A 20,079-nucleotide genomic window follows, 5' to 3' on the forward strand; every position below is an offset into this window, starting at 1 on the left:
CTGCTGCTGCAACATTAGCAGCCTCTGTCTGTGAGGAGAGCAGTATGTTGGATATTGAAAAGTTTGAAAAAATACAGAAACGTTTTACGGCACTCTGGGATGGTGAGATCATGGACAGATGCTGCATCAGCGCATTTGCCTTTGACGACGAGACTAACGCTGAATTTTATACACCGTCAGATGAGAGCATGGACCGAAAATATTTTCTGACGGATCCTGAGATGATCCGGAAACGTCATATGAAAAAGTTTGCCAATACATATTTTGCCGGTGATGCGTTTCCTCTGGTAAACCTGAATATGGGACCCTCCGGTCATGCAGCATTTGTGAAGGGTGTGGAGGTTGATTATACAGATACGATGTGGTACCACCCAATCATGGAAGATGAACTGGATCCGGAAAAAATTGTGTTGGATCCGGACAGTTATCTGTACCGGCAGACCTTTGATGCGGCAAAATATCTATGTGAAGAGGCAGAGGGAGAATATCTGGTATCCATGCCGGATATCAGCGGAAATATCGATGTGCTCGGAAGTCTCCGTACAGCAACCAGTACACTGCTTGATATGATTTCTGATGAAGAGAAGGTCATTGCATGTCTGCGGCGCATTCAGACGATCTGGGAAGAAAGTACATTAAAAATATATGATTATCTGAAAGACTATAATTTTGGGGGCAGCAGCATCGGATGGCTGAATACCTGGGCTCCCGGATTTCATAACCAGATGCAGGCTGATATGTCCGTGATGTTCTCAAATGAATATTATGAGACATTCATTCGTGAAGAGCTGGAAAAACAATCTTCCTTTGTAGATTATGCGTTGTACCACTTTGATGGTGTAGAACAGATCCGTCATCTGGATACGCTGCTTTCACTGGACAGACTTCGGATGATTCAGTGGACAAGTGTTGTCGGACAGCCGTCACCGCTCAACTATATAACTGTACTGCGGAGAATCCAGGAGGCTGGATGTGGTCTGCTCTTGCAGCTGAAACCTGAAGAAGTGAAGCCGATGCTTGAAAATCTTTCGTCAAAAGGTCTGTTTATCACAGTTAATACAAAAGATAAAGATGAAGCAGACGAGATGATAAAGCTGGCCGAACGGCTGACCAGAGAATAAAGAAGGTAATCTTATGAATGAAAAAAAGCAACGCAGCCTTGCAAAAAGCAGGCAAAGAGAAACTGTGCGGGTCGCAGCCATATTCCTGATCCCGGTGTTTCTGATTCTGACAATTTTTATCTTTTACCCTGTAATCGATACTTTTATTACCAGTTTTTATAAATGGAACGGCATATCTGCTGAAAAAACGTTTATTCAGTTTGACAACTGGAAGAAGCTGATTACTGATGCCAGCTTCTGGAAAGCATTCTCCAATAACGTAATCCTGGTGGTTTTCGCCATTATCCTGCAGCTGCCGATTTCTCTTGCGCTGGCAACTTTCCTGAATTTTGTAGGAAAAAAAGGAAATGTATTTAAGATCATATGGTTTATCCCGATGTTAATGTCGTCTGTGGCGGTAGGTTTTTTGTTTAACTATATACTGGCTACAAACGGCGGGGTGATCAGTACGATCTCTCAGGCTCTGGGAGGGGGAAACATCGATCTGCTGGGGCATCCGAAAAGAGCGCTGTTTGCGGTCATGGGTGTTATCAGCTGGCAGAGTGTTCCATTTTATATGGTGTTTTTCCTGGCATCCTTTTCCGGCATTTCCACAGAGGTGTTTGAGGCTGCCAGAATTGACGGTGCCACCAGAGGCCAGTATTTCTGGAGAATTGCACTGCCGCTTCTGAAGCCTTCGATCAGCAAGGCGTCCGTGCTGGCACTGGTCGGATCACTGAAGTATTTTGATCTGATCTATGTTATGACAAACGGGGGTCCGGGAACTGCTACGGAGTTGATGGCTACATATATGTATAAGAATTCTTTTGTAAAATATAATATGGGCTATGGTTCCACAATTGCAGCGGGTATGTTTCTGCTGATCACGGTATTTTCGATCATCACGATGAAACTGACTGCACGAAAGGAGGATTGACGATGGATCAGTATAAGAAAGCAAAGGGTAAGAAGATTGCATCATGGGGGATTGCCAGTGTTCTTGCGGTGATCTGGCTGGTGATCGCGATTGTTCCGTTTATCTACATGGTCATCAACTCTTTTAAGGACAGGTTCGAGATTCTTTCAAGCGGTGTATTTACACTGCCTGAGTCCTGGTATCCCGCAAATTATATGGAAATTCTGAGCGGCGGTTTCTGGAAATACTTCCTGAACAGTGTCATTGTACTGCTGGTTTCTCTGGTGGTCCTGCTGGCGCTGTCGGCAGCGGCATCTTATCCGCTCTCCAGATTCCGGTTCCGTTTTTCCGGAATTCTGTTTGCAGTCATTGTGGCATGTATGTCTATTCCGATACATATCACATTGATTCCGGTATTTAAAATGACGACAAATATCGGTCTGTACGATACGATATGGGCGCTGATAGGGCCGTATGTGGCGTTCGGTCTTCCGATTTCCGTATTTATCCTGACGGGTTTTATGAAGGAAATTCCAAGGGAAATGGAGGAGGCCGCAATGATAGACGGCTGCAGTAAAATACAGATATTTTTCCGCATCATGCTGCCGATGTGCAAGCCAGGTCTTGCGACACTGGCGATCTATAACGGTGTCAACATATGGAATGAATTTTCATTTGCATATACGCTGACACAGGAAAAGATCAATCGGACTCTGCCTCTTTCCATCTGGGAGTTTAAGGGGCAGTACACGATGAATACTCCGATGATACTGGCAGTGCTGACACTGACGGTGGTTCCAATGATTATTCTGTTCATCTTTACAAAGGACAAACTGATCGAAGGAATGGCAGCAGGAGCTGTGAAGGGATAAGAATCACGTAGTTTTACCGCTGAATCCTTGGTATAATGAAAAATAAATCTAGATACAACAGGAGGGTCCCCGTGATGAGAAAATGGATTGCCAGGTTTCAGAGCATGACACTGGATAAGAAAATCAAATTATTTCTGATCATGGGGATCATCGTCAGTGCCAGTGTTGTGCTGATGATTTCAACCGTTTCTTCTATAGCATCAATCAGAAGAAAATCTCAGGGACTGGTGAAGACAAATGTAGAGACCGTTTCGAAAAGTCTAGATTCTGCCGTCAGCAGTTACTATAATATTGCGCTCTCTCTGATACCGGATGAGAGTATTCAGCTGTATCTGAAGGAAGACAGTGACAAAAGCGGTTTTGGTGCTGCCAAAGAGGATAACCTGAATACACTGATGCGCGTACTGTATCAACAGCCTGATATGAATTTTATCGGGCTGTATAAGTCTGAAAAATCGTATATTTACCGGGGACAGCCTATCACAAAGAGTCATTTTAATCAGAAATATGAGGGTGATTTAAAACAGAGCATACCGTGGGGAAAGGGAGAACTTGCCTTTTCCTACGGAAATGCTTATTTTGGAGATGAAGATTACACCATATCTTTTTATCAGCCTGTCTATGATATGAATAAGATCGGGAAAAAAATTGGAAATCTCTGTTTTAATGTCAGGGAGGATGCATTCAGTTTTTTGAAGCATCAGACGGTCGGTGATCTGGAATTTGATATTTACCTGATTGACCGAAAAGGCCATGTTTTGTTCTGTGAGGATAAGGGACTGCTGGGAAAAGGTTTGGACCTGAGTCATACGATTGACAGCAGCAGAGGTGATTTTTTAGAATCGGGAAAGCTGTATGCCTATCAGAGAGTAGCGGACAGTGATCTTTATGTGATGGGAACGATCAGCAATATCGCATTGATGAAAGACAGTGTGATCACCATGACCTTTCTGTTTGCCACAGTTCTCATTATTGTTGCGATCACTGTGTTTATGGTTTCTAAGGTTGTTAAGCAGTTTTATAAACCGATGGAGAAACTGGTGTCTAAGATGGAACAGGTCTCAGAGGGTAACCTTGATGTCCGTATCAATGAAGCTCATTCTGGTCAGGACTTTGTGACAATCAGCAAGGGATTCAACCATATGATGGATGAGATCAATACACTGCTTGAGCAGGTAAAGCTGGAACAGCATCAGATTGAACAGATCAGGTTTAATGCGCTGCAGTCACAGATTAAACCGCATTTTCTCTATAATGCACTGGATTGTATCCATTGGCAGGCGGCAGCGGAGGGGAATAAAGAGATTTCTACTTTTGTAAAGGCGTTGGCGAATTATTACAGGGCATGTCTGAGCAGAGGGAAGGATGTGATAACCCTGGGCGAAGAGCTGGAACATATTAAAAGTTATCTGATCATTCAAAATATCCGCTATGAAGATATCCTGGAAGCCAGATATTGTATTGATAAAAAATACTACTGTGTCAAAATACCAAAGATGACACTTCAGCCCCTGATTGAAAATACCATTTATCATGGAATGAAGACAGAATCAGGTAAGAAAGGTATCGTGATACTAACTGTCAGGGAAGAGAAAGATACCATAATACTTAGTCTGATGGATAATGGACAGGGGATGAGTCCTGAGGACGTTGAGGAGATGAACCGTTCCATATCAGAATATGATGAGAACTTTGGATATGGTGTCCGCAATGTAAATAAAAGGATTGAGCTACTCTTCGGGGAACAGTATGGATTGTATTACCAGATTAATGATGAGGGCGGAATAACAGTTGATATACGGCTGCCAAAGGATTAAAGGGGGTAAAAAAGAGTTGTATCAGGTATTGATCGTAGATGATGAAAAGATAATACGGATGGGCATGAAAAAGGTGATTGCGTGGGATAGAGCGGGGGTTGACCAGGTATTTACTGCAGGCAGCGGACAGGAAGCTCTCCAGATATTGAATGAACAGAAGATTCATATCATGATCACTGATATTCAGATGGGAAGTATGTCAGGACTTGAGCTGATTAATATTGTAAATGAACGATATCCGGAAATCCGTATCATTGTGCTGACGGGGTATGATGAGTTCGAATATGCCCGCAAATGTCTGAGGATGAATGTGGTTGACTTTCTGCTGAAACCTGTGGATGAGGATGATATGGCTGATCTTATCCGAAAGCAGACAGAGGGACTGGATGTGCAGCAAAAGCAGCAGAAGCTGGCCGGTGTCATGCGCAGGATTATTGGCAGCAATGAACAGGGTCAGCTGAATCAGATGATGTGTGAGCTGGTCAGTCATCAGGAGCAGGCTTTGGCAACAGCTCAGAGAATCTGTGATACGTATCAGTATGATCTTCACCAGATCATGCAGGTGGCAATCCTGATGCCGCAGGTCATGTCTTATGAAAAGCAGGAAGAGGAAAAGTACCGCGATTTTATGATAAGGGATTTCTGCAATCATAATATAGACCTGCGGGAACTTGGCATCACTTTTCAGGATAGTGATGGCCGTATCGTCATAGCCTGTTTTTTGAATGGTATAAATGATGATGTATCTTCACGTGTAGAGGAGTTGATTCATCTGCTGAAAGATGAGTTTGGAATCTCTCAGAAGATTGTACTGGGAAGTGTGGTCACTGGATTCGCACAGATGTTCATTTCATATAATGATGCGCTGCTCCTGCTGGAACAGGAGCATCAGAGTTTCCGTGATATTATTCAGGATACTCAGAAGCAGCACAAAAATCAAATGTTCTGGGATGTTTTTGGAGAAATTAAAAATGCCATCGTGGTCAATCAGGGAGATTCTGAAACGATCATGCATGCATTTTCATCTTTCTGCAGAATGACGGAATCTTACAGCCTGTCTGCAGATAATATAAGGCGTTGTTGTTTTGAACTTGCCATGTCTGTGTATTATACGCACATTGCCAATCACGGAGAGATCAGGGGTGAGATGGTACGTGCATATATGGAAATGATCATGCCGGCTAAAACAGAGAAAATTCTGTGTGAAACAAAAAAGTTTATTGAGGGATTGCATGATAAGGAGGAGGCGGCGATCCATGAACTTGTGGGTCAGGCTCAGATGTACATTAAGAATCATTTGTCTGAGGAATTGTCGGTCACCGGCATTGCTCAGATGCTGTTTTTAACGCCTTCCTATTTTTCCAGGTTGTTTAAAAAAGCTGTGCATGAGGGGTGCAACGATTATATCATACGGCTGCGCATGGAGAAGGCGCAGACCCTGCTGGAATCAACCAGCCTGAAAACAGGTGAAATTGCCCTGCTTGTGGGATATCAGGACAAGAATTATTTTTCTCTTGCTTTTAAAAAGTTCAGTGGGATTTCGCCTACGGCATATCGGGAAATTGTCAGAAATCAATTATGACGTTATGTGACTTCATCACAGAAAAACCTTTTTGTATGCGTTAAAATAACCATATCAAATGAAAGTTATGGAGGTTTTACAAGTGAACAGTCCTGGTATAAAGAAAAAGTTAAAGAAAGCAGTCATTGAATCAGAGCATTGTGTAGCGTGCGGGTGCTGCATAAAGGAATGTCCAAAACACGCGGTAACCGTGGTAAGGGGTGTAACCGCAGCAGTTGACGAATCATTGTGTGTAGGCTGCGGTAAATGCAAAACCGTATGTCCTGCCAGCGTTATCACAATCATGGAGGTGACAGCATGAGAGAGAAACACTGGTATGATTATCTCTGGATCTTTTCATCGGTCTATCTGATTCTCGGATTTTTTAATATCCTGTTTGCATGGATCGGTTTAATCTGTTTTTTTGCTCCTCTTGCGATATCGATCATCGGTGGAAGTAAAGCTTACTGTAACCGGTACTGCGGGAGAGGACAGCTGTTTTCACTTCTGGGAGGAAGGCTGGGGCTGTCGCGCCGGAAGGATATCCCAAACTGGATGAAAAGCAAAGGATTCCGATATGGTTTTTTAATATTTTTCTTTATCATGTTCTTCAGCATGCTATGGAACACGTATCTGGTATTTCAGGGTGCGGGAGAATTGAAGCAGATTGTAAAATTGTTATGGACGATAAAACTTCCATGGCACTGGGCGTATCCGGTATCGGTGACGCCGTGGGTGGCTCAGTTTTCATTTGGATTCTATAGTGTTATGTTAACTTCAACTGTGTTGGGGATGATTACAATGGTTTTCTTTAAACCGCGTTCCTGGTGTGTGTACTGCCCAATGGGAACGATGACACAGCTGATCTGTAAAGCAAAATCAAAAAAGGAGAGATGAAGTATGTCAGTATTAACGATAACAAGGGATAATTTCGAACAGGAGGTTTTAAATTCTGATAAACCGGTGCTGCTGGATTTCTGGGCATCCTGGTGCGGACCATGCCGGATGGTCTCACCTGTTGTGGATGAAATCGCCGATGAAGTGGATAATGCCAAGATTGGTAAAGTGAATGTGGATGAACAGCCGGAACTGGCTCAGGAATTTCGGATTATGAGTATCCCTACACTGGCTGTGATCAAAAATCAGAAAGTGGTAAAGACATCGGTTGGTGTTCAGCCGAAAGAAGCGATTTTGGATATGATTCAGGAGTAAATAACAGGGAGCTGCCGTTCCAGATTAACTGGTCGGTGCAGCTCCCTTATTTTCAGTGATTTGATCGGCATCGGTCTTCTGCTCAGGCGGTATTTTTCTGAATCTGAACCAGCACGCACCCATTACATATGCGGCAGCCCCAATCCAGGCGAGCGGTTCTGCGAGAAACAGCATAATGCTTCCCCAGAATTCGGTCAGAAGCAGAGCGGCCGAAATGCGCATGAAAAACTCAATCACTCCTGATATCATCGGACTCACCGCATCTCCCAGTCCCTGAAGTATACTCCGAAATCCGTGCAGAAAGTACAGTATAAAAAGCAGCCCTCCCATGATGACGAGGTACTGGTAAGCGACTGCGAGCACTTCCGATGCGCTGCCGTCTGAAGATGAAATAAAAAGCTTCAGGAGATGCTTTCCGCCCAGGATAGCGGGGACTGCACTGCACACAGACATCAGTAATGCAATGAGCGTCACACTTTTTAATCCTTTACGGATACGGTCATTCTGTCCCGCACCGTGATTCTGAGCCATATATGTGGTTGTGGCATAGCCAAGTGAGATTGCTGCGCTTTCCAGAAGACCGTACAGTTTATTTGTTGCCGTAAAACCTGCAACAAATATGAATCCCTGAATGTTGATCCTGGACTGAAGGATCATGCCTCCTACAGCGATCAGGACGTGCTGCAGCGCCAGTGGAAATCCCATCCTGCACAATTCCCGGATGACCATTTTGTCTGCCTTCCAGTCTGATGGCTGCAGTCTGATAAATTCAATGTGTCTCAGTGCCAGGAAGCAGTATAAAAATGCGATCAGTTGTGCGATCAGTGTGGCGGCCGCTGCTCCTGCGATTCCCCATCGGAAAACCATGACAAAAAGCAGGTCCAGTGCAATATTTGCACTGGCAGCGATTCCCATCGCGATCAGCGGTGTTTTTCCATCTCCGAAGGCCCGAAGAATCGCGGAAATCATGTTATAAGCCATAACGATCAGGGTTCCGCTGAACATGGTAAAGAGGTATGAGGAGGCCCCGTCAAAAATATCAGCCGGCGTCTGCAGAATCTTAAGCATCGGTAAAACCATCAGAAGTGCCGTAAGGGTTAGCAATATTCCAATCCCAACACACAGGATAATCGACATGGCAATGGACTTTCTCAGTTTTACGTGATCCTTTTCGCCAAAATGTTTGGCAATACAGGCACCGAATCCCTGAGTCAAAGCCTGTACAGTCCATAAAACTAGCCAGTAAGTCCAGTCGGTTGCGCCCACTGCCGCCAGTGCTTTTACACCGACGCCCTGACCTACAATGATCGCGTCGACGATCATATACAGCTGCTGACCAAGATTCCCCAGGATCAGCGGAAGGGCAAATAAAAGCAAAAGCTTTGTTGGATTGCCCGAAGTCATATCTTTTACCCGGTTCATACGCAGTTCCTTTCCGGTTGTGGTTTTGTTTGTTATCTGATATAATAATAGCGTCAAAATATCCGTTTGAATATCCAGTATTATGCCAAAACATAACAATATTGCGCCAAAAAAGAGGTGGGATTATGGAACATAAAACAGTACAGATGGATGAGAACTTACTGGAAAAGGTGAAATATCCAACCGGATCGCTGCCGGTTTTTTTTGATGAAGATTATTTTAATGATTACATGAACGGTGAATTTAATTATCACTGGCACGATTCATATGAATTTGCAATTGTTTTAAGAGGCGAGATAGAATACTATGTACACCAGGCATATGATGAGAGAGAATCAAAAATCATGAGGGAGGGAGATGTTGTATTTGTGAATTCAAGGGCTTTGCATATGGGGAGGCAGACACAACCGGATTCCCTGATGTTCTGCTTTCTATTTCCCTCTTACTTTTTTAATATGCAGCCTTCCGATACGGTGTATCAGAAAAATATAATGCCTGTCATTCGGTTTCCGCTGCCGGGTCTGTATTTTTCCCATGATGATCCTTCAGGCAAATTGATTTCTGATAAGATAAACCGTTTATACAGACTGAATCCCGGAGAGCTGGGATACGAACTTCAGTGTATAGAAATTATTTATTGTATATGGCGTCTTTTACTGACAGAGGTATCCAAATACAAAGAATTCCCGGAGGTACCGAAGCGGGATCGGATACAGGAACAGCGCGCCCGTCTGATGCTGTCCTATGTCCATGATCATTATTGGGAAGAAATTACGGTTGATCATATTGCTGAATCCGCTAATATCAGCAGAAGGGAATGTTTCAGGTGTTTTAAAGAAATTGTTAAAAAGACACCCGCAGAATATCTCTGCGAGTATCGGCTTTCGCAGGCGGCACAGCTGCTGACGGGGACGGATAAAACAATTATGGATATTTGTCTGTCCTGCGGTTTTAACAGTCCCAGTTATATGGGAAAGTTATTTAAGGAGAAGTGCGGGATGTCTCCCGGGGAATACCGGGAGTTGTCAGGCAGGACGTCTATATGAGTTTCCGGAGTCTTTTTTTGTCTATGATGCGGATGCCGCCGCGAGAAAGCTCCACGATCCCATCAGCAACAAAATATTTCAGCATTCGGGATACGACTTCCCGGGCACTTCCAATATACCGTGCAATCTGTTCATGGGTAATATGGATCACATCTCCCTCTGATCGTGACAGTTCATCCCAGAGAAAAATAGCCAGACGCTGGTCAAGATTCATGAAGAGTATCTGCTGCATTGCCCACATCACGTCGGAAAATCGTTCTGTTGCAAGTTTATAGGAAAAGCATTCTACATAAATATTTTGTTCCATCAAAGAACAGAAGAAAGATGAACTGATAAGCAGAACCTGTGTTTTTTCCTCTGCTTCAATATAAACATCAAACGTGATAGTAGCGAGGGCACAGGATGCAGACAGAATGCAGGTATCTCCCCGCCCGAGGCGGTACAGAGTCACTTCCTTACCGTCGTCAGACAACAGATACGTACGGATCTTTCCTGTGTTAATGAGGAAAAGACCCACACAGTCCATATCTCCCCGATGAAGCAGCTCACCCTTCCCATATTCTTTTAATGCCGAATGATTAACAAGATTTAACTGTTCCTCCCTGGTTAATGAATCCCATACAGGGAAGTATTCCTTTAACAAAGATTCGGTTTGTACGGTGGTCAACATAGATACCTCCTTCTCGTAATGATGTAATTTTATTGACCGCTTATTTTCAGCGTGTTATAATTTTTGAGATATAAAATAAAACCAAAGGAGACTCCTTTATGAAACAATTTAAGTTTGTCTTTTTAGTAATGTCGTCGGATCATGATTCGTCCAAACATCATGTAGCGATGGAAACTCCGACATGTAAATCCATTATGATCGGTGTTAAGGATATGACAGATGCATGCGAACAGGCCAAAAAACTGGTTGATAAGAAAGAAGTTGATAAAATCGAACTGTGCGGTGCATTCCAGGAAAAAGGAGCCAGGATCATAAGTGATTATATCAATCACCGTATCCCGGTTTCATATATTGTTAACCTGGAACATTAAATTTACATAATTCTTCACATTTCTTTCAATCTGTTATCACACAATCATCACATTTTCGCGTTATGATAGATCTTGTAAAAAGGTCATTACCTTTTATAAGTTTTTTTCTTTTTCATACGTTGCCGGGGCCGAAAGGCCCCGGTCTCCTTATGTCAGGCTGAAAAGATCAGAGACTGCCTGTTCATACTGCCACAGACGTTCAGACTTCCGAATTTTTTTTGCATATTTTTCACTTTCAGGAAATAACTGAATCATGTAGGTCCACAGTTCTTTCATCTTAAATAAAACATTTCGGTCACCGCTGAAAATGCCCTTATAATTAACATAAAGTTCATCATGAAATGCCCGCACAGTGTCAAAATCAACGGGTGTCTTATCCACGATATCATTGAGTAATCCCGGGTTACTGAGTATGCCTCTGCCAGCCATCAAAGCCTTAACAGCCGGAAAATGCCCGGTAAAATTTTCATAATCTTTCCTTGTAAAAATATTTCCATTGTAACACAGCGGACAGGCACACAGTTCTACGGCATCACTGAAAATTTCCAGGTTTGGCATGTTTTTATAAAAATCCTGCTGTGTTCGGGGATGGACGATCAATTCTGTGAGGGGATACTTATTATATATTTTTATCAGTTCGTAAAATTCTTCAGGACTGTCTTTTCCGATTCTCGTTTTAACAGAGATTCTCATATCAGTTCCAGAGAATATTCTGTCCAGAAACTGGTCAAGCTCCTGTGTCTTTGTCAGAAAACCGGAACCTCTTCCTTTGGAAACAACGGTCTTTGATGGACATCCCAGGTTCAGATTGACTTCTTCATATCCGAATTTCCTGAGGGAATCCGCCGTGCGGAGAAAATCCTCCGCATTGTTGGTCAGTATCTGAGGGATCAGATTCTGCCCGCGGTTATGTTCAGGCAGGATTTCATTTTTTTCTCTGGTGTTAAAATCCTTATTGATATGAGGTACGATAAACGGCGTAAAATATTTATCCATAGGGTGAAAATACCTGTGATATGCCGTGCGGTAAATATATGTTGTAAGTCCTTCCATGGGTGCCAGATAAAATTTCATTTACAATTCTCCTGTTTTTAAAATATTAATACCGATATGATCTATCTTATCACAATATTTATGTAATGACGACTATAATAGCTTAAAACTGAAAACTCAGGGAGGATATTCGAATGAAAAATGTGATATTTAAAGGTACGGGGACAGCGCTTATAACACCAATGAGAGAAGGCGGGTCAATTAATTATCCGGTATTTAAAGAACTGATTGAAATGCAGATCAGGGGCCATGCGGATGCCGTTATTATTGCAGGGACCACAGGAGAGGGTTCTACGCTTACGGATAAAGAACATATAGAACTGGTAGAATTTGCTGTCCGCTGTGTAAATAAAAGAATTCCGGTAATTGCAGGTGCCGGAAGCAACAATACATCTCACGCTGTATATCTCTCAAAAGAGTGTGAACGCGTGGGGGCAGACGCGCTGCTTCATGTGACACCATATTATAATAAAGCATCACAGCAGGGGTTGTTTCTGCATTTTTCAGAATGTGCCAAAGCGTCAAAGCTTCCGGTCATTCTTTATAATGTGCCATCAAGGACCGGAGTCAATATCTTTCCGGCTACATACAAAAGGCTGAGTGAAATTGATAATATCGTGGCGGCGAAGGAGGCCAGTGGAAATTTTTCACAGATGGCCAAGATCGCGTCGCTGTGCAAAAATGACCTTTTCCTTTACTCGGGCAATGATGATCAGATTACATCTGCGCTTGCACTGGGGGCAAAAGGAGTGATCTCTGTATTGTCCAATATTCTTCCGCAGGAGACACATGATATCTGTGAAGCTTATTTCCAGGGAAACAGTGAGGAAAGTGATAACCTGCAGCTGAAATATCTGGAGTTGATCGAGGCGCTGTTTTTGGATGTAAATCCGATTCCTGTGAAACAGGCGATGCGGGCAATGGGGTACGATGTGGGACATTGCCGGCTTCCGCTGTGCGATATGGATTCCACGATGGCGGAAAAAATGTTTACGGTACTTTACCGTTACGGTTTGCTGAAAAGCAGTGTCAGACCGGGGTCAGTTACCATTCACCGGCCGGGATATGCGGGAGCGATACCGACGCGGAATTTGTAGGGAAGAAGGATAAGAGGGATATTATGATGGGTCATAAAAAACATATAGGAATTGGTTTTGCTGCGGGGCGTATTAATTTTTTAAGCGTCCTGCAGGCATATATTTACCATTTAAAAGAAACCCGGTTCCTGGAAAAAAGTGACAGCTGTATCTCTTTGTTTGTTGCCTTTGATCCAGGCTATAACAATACCAGAAGAGAGGACTATGATAATCTGAGTGAAGAGGAAAAAGGCTTTTTTCATACGTGTATGTTCATTGGACCGGAAGATGTTCAGGCGGAAAAGGAGTTTCTGGTAAAGCAGCAGATCATGGATCAGGAATGCGCAGAGAAGTGTTTTGGAAACGGATACGCTGTGCAGAGAAATATTATCCTCTACGAAGCACTGAAACAAAAGGTGGATTATCTGATCTTTTTAGATGATGATGAATATCCGCTGGCGGTCACAGATTCGATGACTTCGTCCCTGTGGAGCGGTCAATCTGTATTGGAGGAGCATGTAAGGGGCCTGCAGTTTTCTGATGTCACCAACGGGTATCACTGCGGATATCTGACACCGATTCCTTTTATCGAATTCGACGGTGTGCTGGGTGAGACTCATTTTCGGATGTTTACGGATGCACTGAGCAGTGATGTCTTGAAGTGGGAGAGCGTACAGCGGATGATCCGAAACGGCGGTGTGAAATATGCGGATAAAAAGATTTTGATGGAACATAAAACGAAACTGGTCAGACAGGAAAAGGGTGCAAAATTTATCAGCGGCGGAAATTTGGGAATCAATCTGACCTGTCCGGAGAAGGTGCTTCCATTTTACAATCCGCCCGGTGCCCGGGGTGAGGATAGCATCCTGAGCACTTGTCTGGAAAATCATACGGTAAAGAAAATACCGGTTTATACCTTTCATGACGGATTTTCTTTTTACCGTTCGCTTCTGAAAGGCGTTCTGCCGATTACGCTCAAAAGAATATCGCTGTATGATTCCGTACATGTCAGTCACCGTTTTTATAAAGCGTGTATTGGGTGGATTCGCTATAAGCCGCTTTATACGTACATTACGCAGAGGCAGGATTATGAAGATATTATGCAGGAGGCGAAGGAGTACCTGGATACGGCATTGCCGTCTGTGTGCGATTATTTTAACAATCGGGACTTTTATAAAATACGTCAGGAACTGGACACTTATGAGGGATTGGTAAAAGAACATTACGATGAATTTCAAATGTCGCTGGTGAGCTGGTCTGACTTGATTAAGAAGACGATCTTATGAAAATCAAAAAACGGATTTTTCACCGGGTGGATTGTCCGGGTGTGCGCTGATCATTAATCATCTTCATGTATGGAATGGGCGCGGGAAAACTGGTGGTTATCATCACGAATAAAAGTCAGGAGGCCGCAGAAGAGATCGGAAAGATCAGCGGCAGAGGTTCTACGGCGATACAGGCGATGGGGACTTATACAAAGCAGAAGAAGAATGTGCTGTTGTGTGCATGTTCCAGCTCGCAGGCGTATTTGATTAGAAATGTAGTTCATCGTATTGATCCGGGGGCATTTGTGATGCTGACAGAGACGAGTGAGGTATATGGAGAAGGTTATATTCATACAAAAGTTTAGGATATGTGCCCAAGTACAATAAATATTGGGTTATAACCTCTCAGTTTGCGCATGTATTGACGCAAATGACCAGTTTGGCATGAAAAAATATTGCTATCCGTGGACAATCCTGATATTCTGAAAGAATATTATAGAAAAATGCTGGAGAGACTGGAAGTATATGGTCTGGAAAACGGGATGGGTTATGCGGGGCAAGAAGTTTATTAACATGGACCAGTTATATCCGGCTGTTTGTGAGGTGTCATTATGCGTTATCGTCTGAACCGGCAGATTATAAAGCTGCGCCCGGAGGAGAAAACAGCCGAGGGCGAGGCTCTGATCGAAGTATTGACAAGAGAAGAATATGAACAGCAGATGACAGCCGGCCATGAAGACCGGTTGTTTTTGCAGAGCATCAACAATTATCAGCACAGCAAAGCTGATTTTTTAAAAGACAGTATCATTGGTACGCTGGTCATTCCAGATAAAGGGGATCTGGCACACAGGGAAATCTGCTTTGCATGGCATATGAAAAAGGACAGTCTGGTGTTTGTGGATAACACCCGGACCGTATCTGGAATCATCGAGGAGATGGAGCAGACACAGACTGTTGAGAAACTTCATCTGGGCTACTTTTTTTATGAGTTTCTTGAATTTCTGATCCGTGATGAAACTCGTTTTCTTCAGGAATACGAAGAAGGAATGACAAAGCTGGAAGAAGAACTGATGCAGTATGACGGGGAGGATATCTCCAAAGCTATTTTAAAGATCAGAAAAGAGCTCCTTCGCCTGCATTCCTATTATAATCAGATGATCGACATGTGTGAGACTATGAGCGAGAATTATAACGAGATGTTGTCCAGAGATTCGTGCAGGCTGTTTCATCAGTTTTCCGGGAGGATGTCGCGAATACTGGCAAATGCCCAGAACCTTAGGGAGTATTCGCTGCAGATACGTGAACTGTATCAGACACAGATTCAAATGCGTCAGAATAAGGTGATGCAGCTGCTGACTGTTGTCACGACGATCTTCATGCCGCTGACCCTGCTCACCGGCTGGTATGGGATGAATTTTGACAGAATGCCGGAACTGCACTGGGAGTTTGGGTATGCGGTGGTTATCGGCATTTCCGTGATCCTTGTGATCGTGGAGATCTGGTATTTTAAAAAAAAGGGCTGGTTTTTATAAAAGAAAAAGATTTTCGCTTTATTGTGGAAAAACCCTTCAATTTTCTGTATAATTATAATATATATATGGAATCTTCAGGAAAGGGGAGGGGAAAATGCAGAATCAAAACCTGTTACAGATATTAGATTCTCTGGATGATACAGGGGTTTATGTAATTGAGAAAGCGACGCGTACGCTTTTGTATTATAATCAAACAGTGAAGGACATCCGTCCGGATATAGTGTTGGGTATGACTTGTGAGCAGGTGTGGGGCGGAATCTGTAATGACTGTCCTCTGCCCGCAGATGATGCATCCTGTCCGCGCCGTATTTTTCGATACAGTGAGATCATGGGACAGATGGTGAGCGTCAGTGCCGGAGAAATTCAGTGGGACGATACCACTCCTGCCTATGTAGTCACCGTGACTCCCCATAAATGGGGAGCTGAGGAAAAACAAGGGCTTGAGCAGATAGAAAAAATGTACACGCAGAGTCTCGTGACCGTATTCGGAGAGTGCATTATTGCAAATCTGACAAGAGACTTTTATGTAAACTGTCAAAAGGATATGCTGTGGACGGATATACCGGAGAGGGGACAGTTTGGCATTGAAAACAAAAAATATTCTGTTAAAACAATACATCCGGATGACTGGCGGGATTTTGATGATCATTTTTCCCGTGATGCGATGCTTCGAATGTTTGGTGAGGGAAAGAAACAGATAGTAAGAAGGCTTCGGCGCCTGATGGATAACGGTGTTTACCATATGGCGGAATTTATGGCGGTCAGGATTGATCAGCTGGCAGAGAAGGAATGCTGGTGTGTACTGGTTTTCCGGGATATCGATGAAGAGTATCAGCAGGAGGTGGAAAAAAATACGGAGATCAGTCAGCTTGCAACAGCTGCAAGAATGGCGTTTCAGATGCTGATATCTGCCAATCTGACAAAAAATACATACCATATGCTGGAATATGACGAGTTTTCAACCAAAAAGGCTGCGCCCAGCGGAAATTTTGATGAACTGATAGAAGTCGGAGCATCAACACTGGATCCCGACTTCAGAAAAGAATTCAAAAGAAAATTTTCCCGGGAATCCCTCCTGAAAGCATTTGCTCAGGGACAGAACAGTGTCACGATGGAAATGCGTCAGCTGGGCGATGACGGGTGCTACCACTGGAATTCAACTCAGGTTGTGAAGGTGGACAGCCCATATACGGACGATGTACTGGAAATTACACTGTCCAAGAACATCGATGAGGAGCGCCGGAAGCAGGAGGAGTTTCTGGAAAAAGAGCGGAAGTCAAAACTTATGATGGAAGAAGCGCTTCAGAAGGCAGAGAGTGCAAACAGTGCGAAAAGTAATTTTCTGTAAAGGATGAGCCACGATATCCGCACACCGATGAATGCCATCATGGGCATGACGACTCTTGCACAGTTAAATATTAACGACAAAGAGAAACTGATCGAGTATCTGGAGAAGATCGAGATTTCCAGCAATCATCTGCTGAAGTTGATCAATGAAGTGCTGGATATGAGCAGGATTGAAAGCGGTAAGATGCAGCTGGATGAGACAGAATTCGATCTTAGCGGACTTATTCATGAAGTTGTGCTGATGATGCAGCCCGCTATTCAGCAGAATGCACAGAAAGTTATCGTGAAGATACCGGATGATTTTCATTCTCTGGTATTGGGGGATGAGCAGAGACTTCGCCAGATACTGATCAATATTCTGGAGAATGCAGTAAAATATACTGGTTTCAGGGGGAAAATTAGAATTCGTCTGGAAGAGCTGACGAAGGATGAGGCGTATATGGGGACATATCGGTTCATCATAGAGGATAACGGGATCGGTATTAAGAAGGATTATCTGGAACATATCTTTGAACCGTTCAGCAGAGGGGACGATACAAGGATTAATAAAATACCGGGTACCGGTCTGGGACTTACGATCGTAAAAACAATTCTGGACATGATGGAGGGAAAAATAGAGGCAGAGAGTGAGTACGGAAAGGGAACCCGATTCACGGTTACCTTAAGTATGATGAAAAAGTATGTTCTGCAGCGGACACAGAAGGAGGAGATGGTAAGGCAGATTGAAAACTTCAGGGGTGTTCGTGTGCTGCTGGCAGAAGATAATGAGTTGAACCAGCAGATTGCACGGGAAATGCTGGAATTCCTGGGAGCGAGGGTCGATGTTGTGGAAAACGGCAGCCTCGCTGTAAATATGGTGCTGCATAACCCTCCATTCTACTATGATCTCGTATTTATGGATGTTCAGATGCCGGTGATGAACGGTTTTGAGGCGGCAGAAAAAATCCGGTCTTCAGGAAAAGAGGCAATCGGTGAACTTCCGATTATCGCCATGACGGCAGATGCATTTCCGGAAGATATCAAAAAAACAAGGCAGGCCGGGATGAATGGGCATATGGCAAAACCGATTGAGATAGAGCGGCTGAGAAAAGTATTGGAATACTGTGTCCAGTGGAAAAATAAAAATCACCGGACCGCAGAAAACTTTTATTATGACACCGACAAATAGCATACTGACATAACTGAAATTCATTCAGGCTGCTGCAAAGCGGATCTTTAGAAATCCATCCGCTTTGCAGCTTTCTTTATTCGCTGGGAAAAAAGAAACCATTCTCAAGTTCGTAGTAATACATACTGATCAGTTTTGTGGAAATCATCAAATACAGCCGTTCATCCGGATCATCCAGGTTCAGATGCAGCAGTTCCTGAATCCGGCATAAGCGCTGATAAAAGGTATTACGATGAATATAGAGCAGATTGGCTGCTGTCACTGCGTTGCAGTTATTTTTCACATAAGTCTCCAGAGTACTTAAAAGCTCTGTGCCATTTTTTACGTCATACCTGTGCAGTTCCACCAGACCGGGATGACAGAGATGGCGGGGAGGCAGACGGCTGGAACCATAATGCATAAAGTACTGAAGTGCATACTCGGAGAAATTGTAGCACCATATTGTAGGATTGTACAGCTTTCCCATATCATAGGCACAGCAGGCCTGTTGAAAATAGATCGGGGTTGTCTCAAAATTCCAGTATTTGAAGCTGACACCGGCTTTCATCAGACCATCGCGCAGCAGCAGACTGATCCTCCGCTGAATATCAAAATATGGGCATTTTGACCGGTCCAGATTTACGATCGCTACGACCCGTTTGTTATAAGGAAACACTACGCAGGCGGAGAACAGGCTTTCCAGCTTCAGGCAAAAGGTACTGATATACTTGGGATTGCGCTGTTCTGTCAGGCTGTGCATGGCGATACAGCAGCAGGTGTCCTCCATATCCCATCCTACGGCATCCAGCTGATTTTGCAGTTCAATACGGCTGAGCCTCGTTCCCTCCAGCATGGACTGAATCACGGCGGACAGACTGTCCGGTACGAAGGATTTCAGTGTGGAGTTCTCAAAACTCATTAACACATAGCGGTTCAGATACCCAACCACCTCTACCATGCTTCTGTCAAGCGGTGTATCCATCTCAAAAACCACAAGAATATAATCCTTTCTGCCGTCCATCGTACAGATCAGATTGTAGGGCAGACGGTCGTCCCTGAGCAGCACTGCCCCCTCTATAAAGTCCTCTGCCGTTTCCGTATAGACCAGATTCAGCTGATTGATAAAATCTGTGGGAAGCAGACGCATGCCGGTAACCGGATCCAGCTCCCAGTCTATCAGATTCTGTGCATTTTCGGAAATATAGTGAACACGCAGGAAACTGTCAAATACGGCGAGCGGCAGTTTTAGAAAGCTGCAGATCATGTTACAGAGAAGGTGCGGTGCAATATCCCTGATGATGCTGCTTTTCAGGTTTTCGTCAAAAATATCATAGATTTGGAAGATGTGCAGCACTGCATTCAGCACGACCGGAAAGCGGTGATCGTCCACACAGATGTAATCAACTTCCGTATTATGAAAATAATCCTCCGGAATCTGACCGGAGATGATCAGGGAAGCATGGGTTTGGAATTTCCATCTCACAGGAAGCCGCCTTGCCTCTGCAACATAGAGAATCTGAGGTTCCGGCGCCGCGCTGGTGAGCATGGCCGCGCTTCTTAAGTTTGCATGGCGTTCAAATACGGTTTGTGGTCCTGCAAGCGAAAACTGCTTTGCCAGCTCGTGCCGGACAATGTTCATACTCAGATGCACGCTGTATCCCTCCTGACCCGT

At 43.9% G+C, this 20,079-nt stretch carries 20 protein-coding genes; 16 read left to right on the top strand and 4 right to left on the bottom strand.

The genetic code is table 11. The features are described 5' to 3' along the window. The first annotated feature begins 44 nt into the window (after positions 1–44). The 8 genes from NQ502_RS09200 (at position 45) to trxA (ending at position 7,478) form a co-directional block, all read left to right on the top strand. Positions 45–1,121 carry a hypothetical protein gene (locus NQ502_RS09200; protein ID WP_028527664.1) on the top strand — a complete coding sequence of 359 codons (1,077 nt, stop codon included), beginning with the start codon at positions 45–47 and terminating at the stop codon, positions 1,119–1,121. Positions 1,122–1,134: 13 nt separating this feature from the next. Beyond that, positions 1,135–2,037, top strand: coding sequence for a carbohydrate ABC transporter permease (locus NQ502_RS09205; protein ID WP_028527665.1), 903 nt, complete (start codon positions 1,135–1,137; stop codon positions 2,035–2,037). Between the two features lie 2 nt (positions 2,038–2,039). Beyond that, positions 2,040–2,888, top strand: coding sequence for a carbohydrate ABC transporter permease (locus tag NQ502_RS09210; RefSeq protein WP_028527666.1), 849 nt, complete (start codon positions 2,040–2,042; stop codon positions 2,886–2,888). Between the two features lie 74 nt (positions 2,889–2,962). Further along, entirely contained in the window at positions 2,963–4,705 is a 1,743-nt protein-coding gene (locus tag NQ502_RS09215; protein ID WP_044983002.1) for a cache domain-containing sensor histidine kinase, read from the top strand. Positions 4,706–4,721: 16 nt separating this feature from the next. Beyond that, positions 4,722–6,287, top strand: coding sequence for a response regulator transcription factor (locus NQ502_RS09220; protein WP_028527667.1), 1,566 nt, complete (start codon positions 4,722–4,724; stop codon positions 6,285–6,287). Positions 6,288–6,369: 82 nt separating this feature from the next. Beyond that, entirely contained in the window at positions 6,370–6,588 is a 219-nt protein-coding gene (locus NQ502_RS09225) for an ATP-binding protein (RefSeq protein ID WP_242830225.1), read from the top strand. Beyond that, a complete protein-coding gene (locus NQ502_RS09230) occupies positions 6,585–7,163 on the top strand; it encodes a 4Fe-4S binding protein (RefSeq protein ID WP_028527669.1) in 579 nt (192 codons plus the stop codon). The genes NQ502_RS09225 and NQ502_RS09230 overlap by 4 nt, the downstream gene beginning before the upstream one ends. Positions 7,164–7,166: 3 nt before the next feature. Then, on the top strand, positions 7,167–7,478 hold the full coding sequence (gene trxA / locus NQ502_RS09235; protein WP_028527670.1) for a thioredoxin: 312 nt from the start codon (positions 7,167–7,169) through the stop codon (positions 7,476–7,478). A gap of 24 nt (positions 7,479–7,502) precedes the next feature. Here trxA and NQ502_RS09240 read toward each other — a convergent pair whose 3' ends face one another. Next, on the bottom strand, positions 7,503–8,900 hold the full coding sequence (locus NQ502_RS09240; protein ID WP_028527671.1) for an MATE family efflux transporter: 1,398 nt from the start codon (positions 8,898–8,900) through the stop codon (positions 7,503–7,505). A 125-nt stretch (positions 8,901–9,025) separates the two neighbouring features. Between NQ502_RS09240 and NQ502_RS09245 the strand changes: the two genes are divergently transcribed. Further along, the gene (locus NQ502_RS09245; protein ID WP_028527672.1) at positions 9,026–9,946 is read left to right on the top strand and encodes an AraC family transcriptional regulator; all 921 of its coding nucleotides are present in this window, start codon (positions 9,026–9,028) and stop codon (positions 9,944–9,946) included. Here the strand turns inward: NQ502_RS09245 and NQ502_RS09250 are convergent. Further along, positions 9,939–10,616 (bottom strand): Crp/Fnr family transcriptional regulator, encoded by a 678-nt coding sequence (locus NQ502_RS09250; protein ID WP_044983003.1) that lies wholly within the window; start codon positions 10,614–10,616, stop codon positions 9,939–9,941. The genes NQ502_RS09245 and NQ502_RS09250 overlap by 8 nt on opposite strands. A 98-nt stretch (positions 10,617–10,714) precedes the next feature. Here NQ502_RS09250 and NQ502_RS09255 point away from each other — a divergent pair, with 98 nt between their 5' ends. Further along, on the top strand, positions 10,715–10,987 hold the full coding sequence (locus NQ502_RS09255; RefSeq protein ID WP_028527674.1) for a DUF6506 family protein: 273 nt from the start codon (positions 10,715–10,717) through the stop codon (positions 10,985–10,987). A 147-nt stretch (positions 10,988–11,134) separates the two neighbouring features. Here NQ502_RS09255 and NQ502_RS09260 read toward each other — a convergent pair whose 3' ends face one another. Further along, entirely contained in the window at positions 11,135–12,061 is a 927-nt protein-coding gene (locus tag NQ502_RS09260; RefSeq protein ID WP_028527675.1) for a tRNA dihydrouridine synthase, read from the bottom strand. Positions 12,062–12,174: 113 nt separating this feature from the next. Between NQ502_RS09260 and dapA the strand changes: the two genes are divergently transcribed. From dapA to NQ502_RS09290, 6 genes are all read left to right on the top strand, one after another. Continuing rightward, positions 12,175–13,137, top strand: coding sequence for a 4-hydroxy-tetrahydrodipicolinate synthase (gene dapA, locus NQ502_RS09265; RefSeq protein ID WP_044983004.1), 963 nt, complete (start codon positions 12,175–12,177; stop codon positions 13,135–13,137). Between the two features lie 23 nt (positions 13,138–13,160). Continuing rightward, a complete protein-coding gene (locus NQ502_RS09270; RefSeq protein ID WP_044983005.1) occupies positions 13,161–14,402 on the top strand; it encodes a hypothetical protein in 1,242 nt (413 codons plus the stop codon). 74 nt (positions 14,403–14,476) lie between these two features. After that, entirely contained in the window at positions 14,477–14,746 is a 270-nt protein-coding gene (locus NQ502_RS09275; RefSeq protein WP_260046724.1) for a YitT family protein, read from the top strand. A gap of 246 nt (positions 14,747–14,992) precedes the next feature. Next, a complete protein-coding gene (locus NQ502_RS09280) occupies positions 14,993–15,913 on the top strand; it encodes a magnesium transporter CorA family protein (protein WP_044983006.1) in 921 nt (306 codons plus the stop codon). Positions 15,914–16,007: 94 nt separating this feature from the next. Beyond that, positions 16,008–17,261, top strand: coding sequence for a hypothetical protein (locus NQ502_RS09285; protein ID WP_242830227.1), 1,254 nt, complete (start codon positions 16,008–16,010; stop codon positions 17,259–17,261). Positions 17,262–17,264: 3 nt separating this feature from the next. Then, complete coding sequence (locus NQ502_RS09290; protein ID WP_242830229.1) at positions 17,265–18,428, top strand: hybrid sensor histidine kinase/response regulator; 1,164 nt, start codon at positions 17,265–17,267, stop codon at positions 18,426–18,428. A 76-nt stretch (positions 18,429–18,504) separates the two neighbouring features. Here the strand turns inward: NQ502_RS09290 and NQ502_RS09295 are convergent, their stop codons facing one another. After that, complete coding sequence (locus NQ502_RS09295; RefSeq protein WP_028527679.1) at positions 18,505–20,058, bottom strand: PucR family transcriptional regulator; 1,554 nt, start codon at positions 20,056–20,058, stop codon at positions 18,505–18,507. Positions 20,059–20,079 lie beyond the last annotated feature (21 nt).

Origin of the sequence: Ruminococcus gauvreauii, assembly GCF_025151995.1 — a bacterium.
GTDB classification, from domain to species: domain Bacteria; phylum Bacillota; class Clostridia; order Lachnospirales; family Lachnospiraceae; genus Ruminococcus_G; species Ruminococcus_G gauvreauii.

Coding starts and splice junctions, on each gene's coding strand:
- NQ502_RS09260 (WP_028527675.1), bottom strand. CDS start 12,061: ATGAAATTTTATCTGGCACCCATGGAAGGACTTACAACATATATTTAC.
- trxA (WP_028527670.1), top strand. CDS start 7,167: ATGTCAGTATTAACGATAACAAGGGATAATTTCGAACAGGAGGTTTTA.
- NQ502_RS09240 (WP_028527671.1), bottom strand. CDS start 8,900: ATGAACCGGGTAAAAGATATGACTTCGGGCAATCCAACAAAGCTTTTG.
- NQ502_RS09200 (WP_028527664.1), top strand. CDS start 45: ATGTTGGATATTGAAAAGTTTGAAAAAATACAGAAACGTTTTACGGCA.
- NQ502_RS09250 (WP_044983003.1), bottom strand. CDS start 10,616: ATGTTGACCACCGTACAAACCGAATCTTTGTTAAAGGAATACTTCCCT.
- NQ502_RS09290 (WP_242830229.1), top strand. CDS start 17,265: ATGAGCCACGATATCCGCACACCGATGAATGCCATCATGGGCATGACG.
- NQ502_RS09245 (WP_028527672.1), top strand. CDS start 9,026: ATGGAACATAAAACAGTACAGATGGATGAGAACTTACTGGAAAAGGTG.
- dapA (WP_044983004.1), top strand. CDS start 12,175: ATGAAAAATGTGATATTTAAAGGTACGGGGACAGCGCTTATAACACCA.
- NQ502_RS09270 (WP_044983005.1), top strand. CDS start 13,161: ATGATGGGTCATAAAAAACATATAGGAATTGGTTTTGCTGCGGGGCGT.
- NQ502_RS09285 (WP_242830227.1), top strand. CDS start 16,008: ATGCAGAATCAAAACCTGTTACAGATATTAGATTCTCTGGATGATACA.
- NQ502_RS09230 (WP_028527669.1), top strand. CDS start 6,585: ATGAGAGAGAAACACTGGTATGATTATCTCTGGATCTTTTCATCGGTC.
- NQ502_RS09280 (WP_044983006.1), top strand. CDS start 14,993: ATGCGTTATCGTCTGAACCGGCAGATTATAAAGCTGCGCCCGGAGGAG.
- NQ502_RS09215 (WP_044983002.1), top strand. CDS start 2,963: ATGAGAAAATGGATTGCCAGGTTTCAGAGCATGACACTGGATAAGAAA.
- NQ502_RS09255 (WP_028527674.1), top strand. CDS start 10,715: ATGAAACAATTTAAGTTTGTCTTTTTAGTAATGTCGTCGGATCATGAT.
- NQ502_RS09210 (WP_028527666.1), top strand. CDS start 2,040: ATGGATCAGTATAAGAAAGCAAAGGGTAAGAAGATTGCATCATGGGGG.
- NQ502_RS09275 (WP_260046724.1), top strand. CDS start 14,477: ATGGGCGCGGGAAAACTGGTGGTTATCATCACGAATAAAAGTCAGGAG.
- NQ502_RS09205 (WP_028527665.1), top strand. CDS start 1,135: ATGAATGAAAAAAAGCAACGCAGCCTTGCAAAAAGCAGGCAAAGAGAA.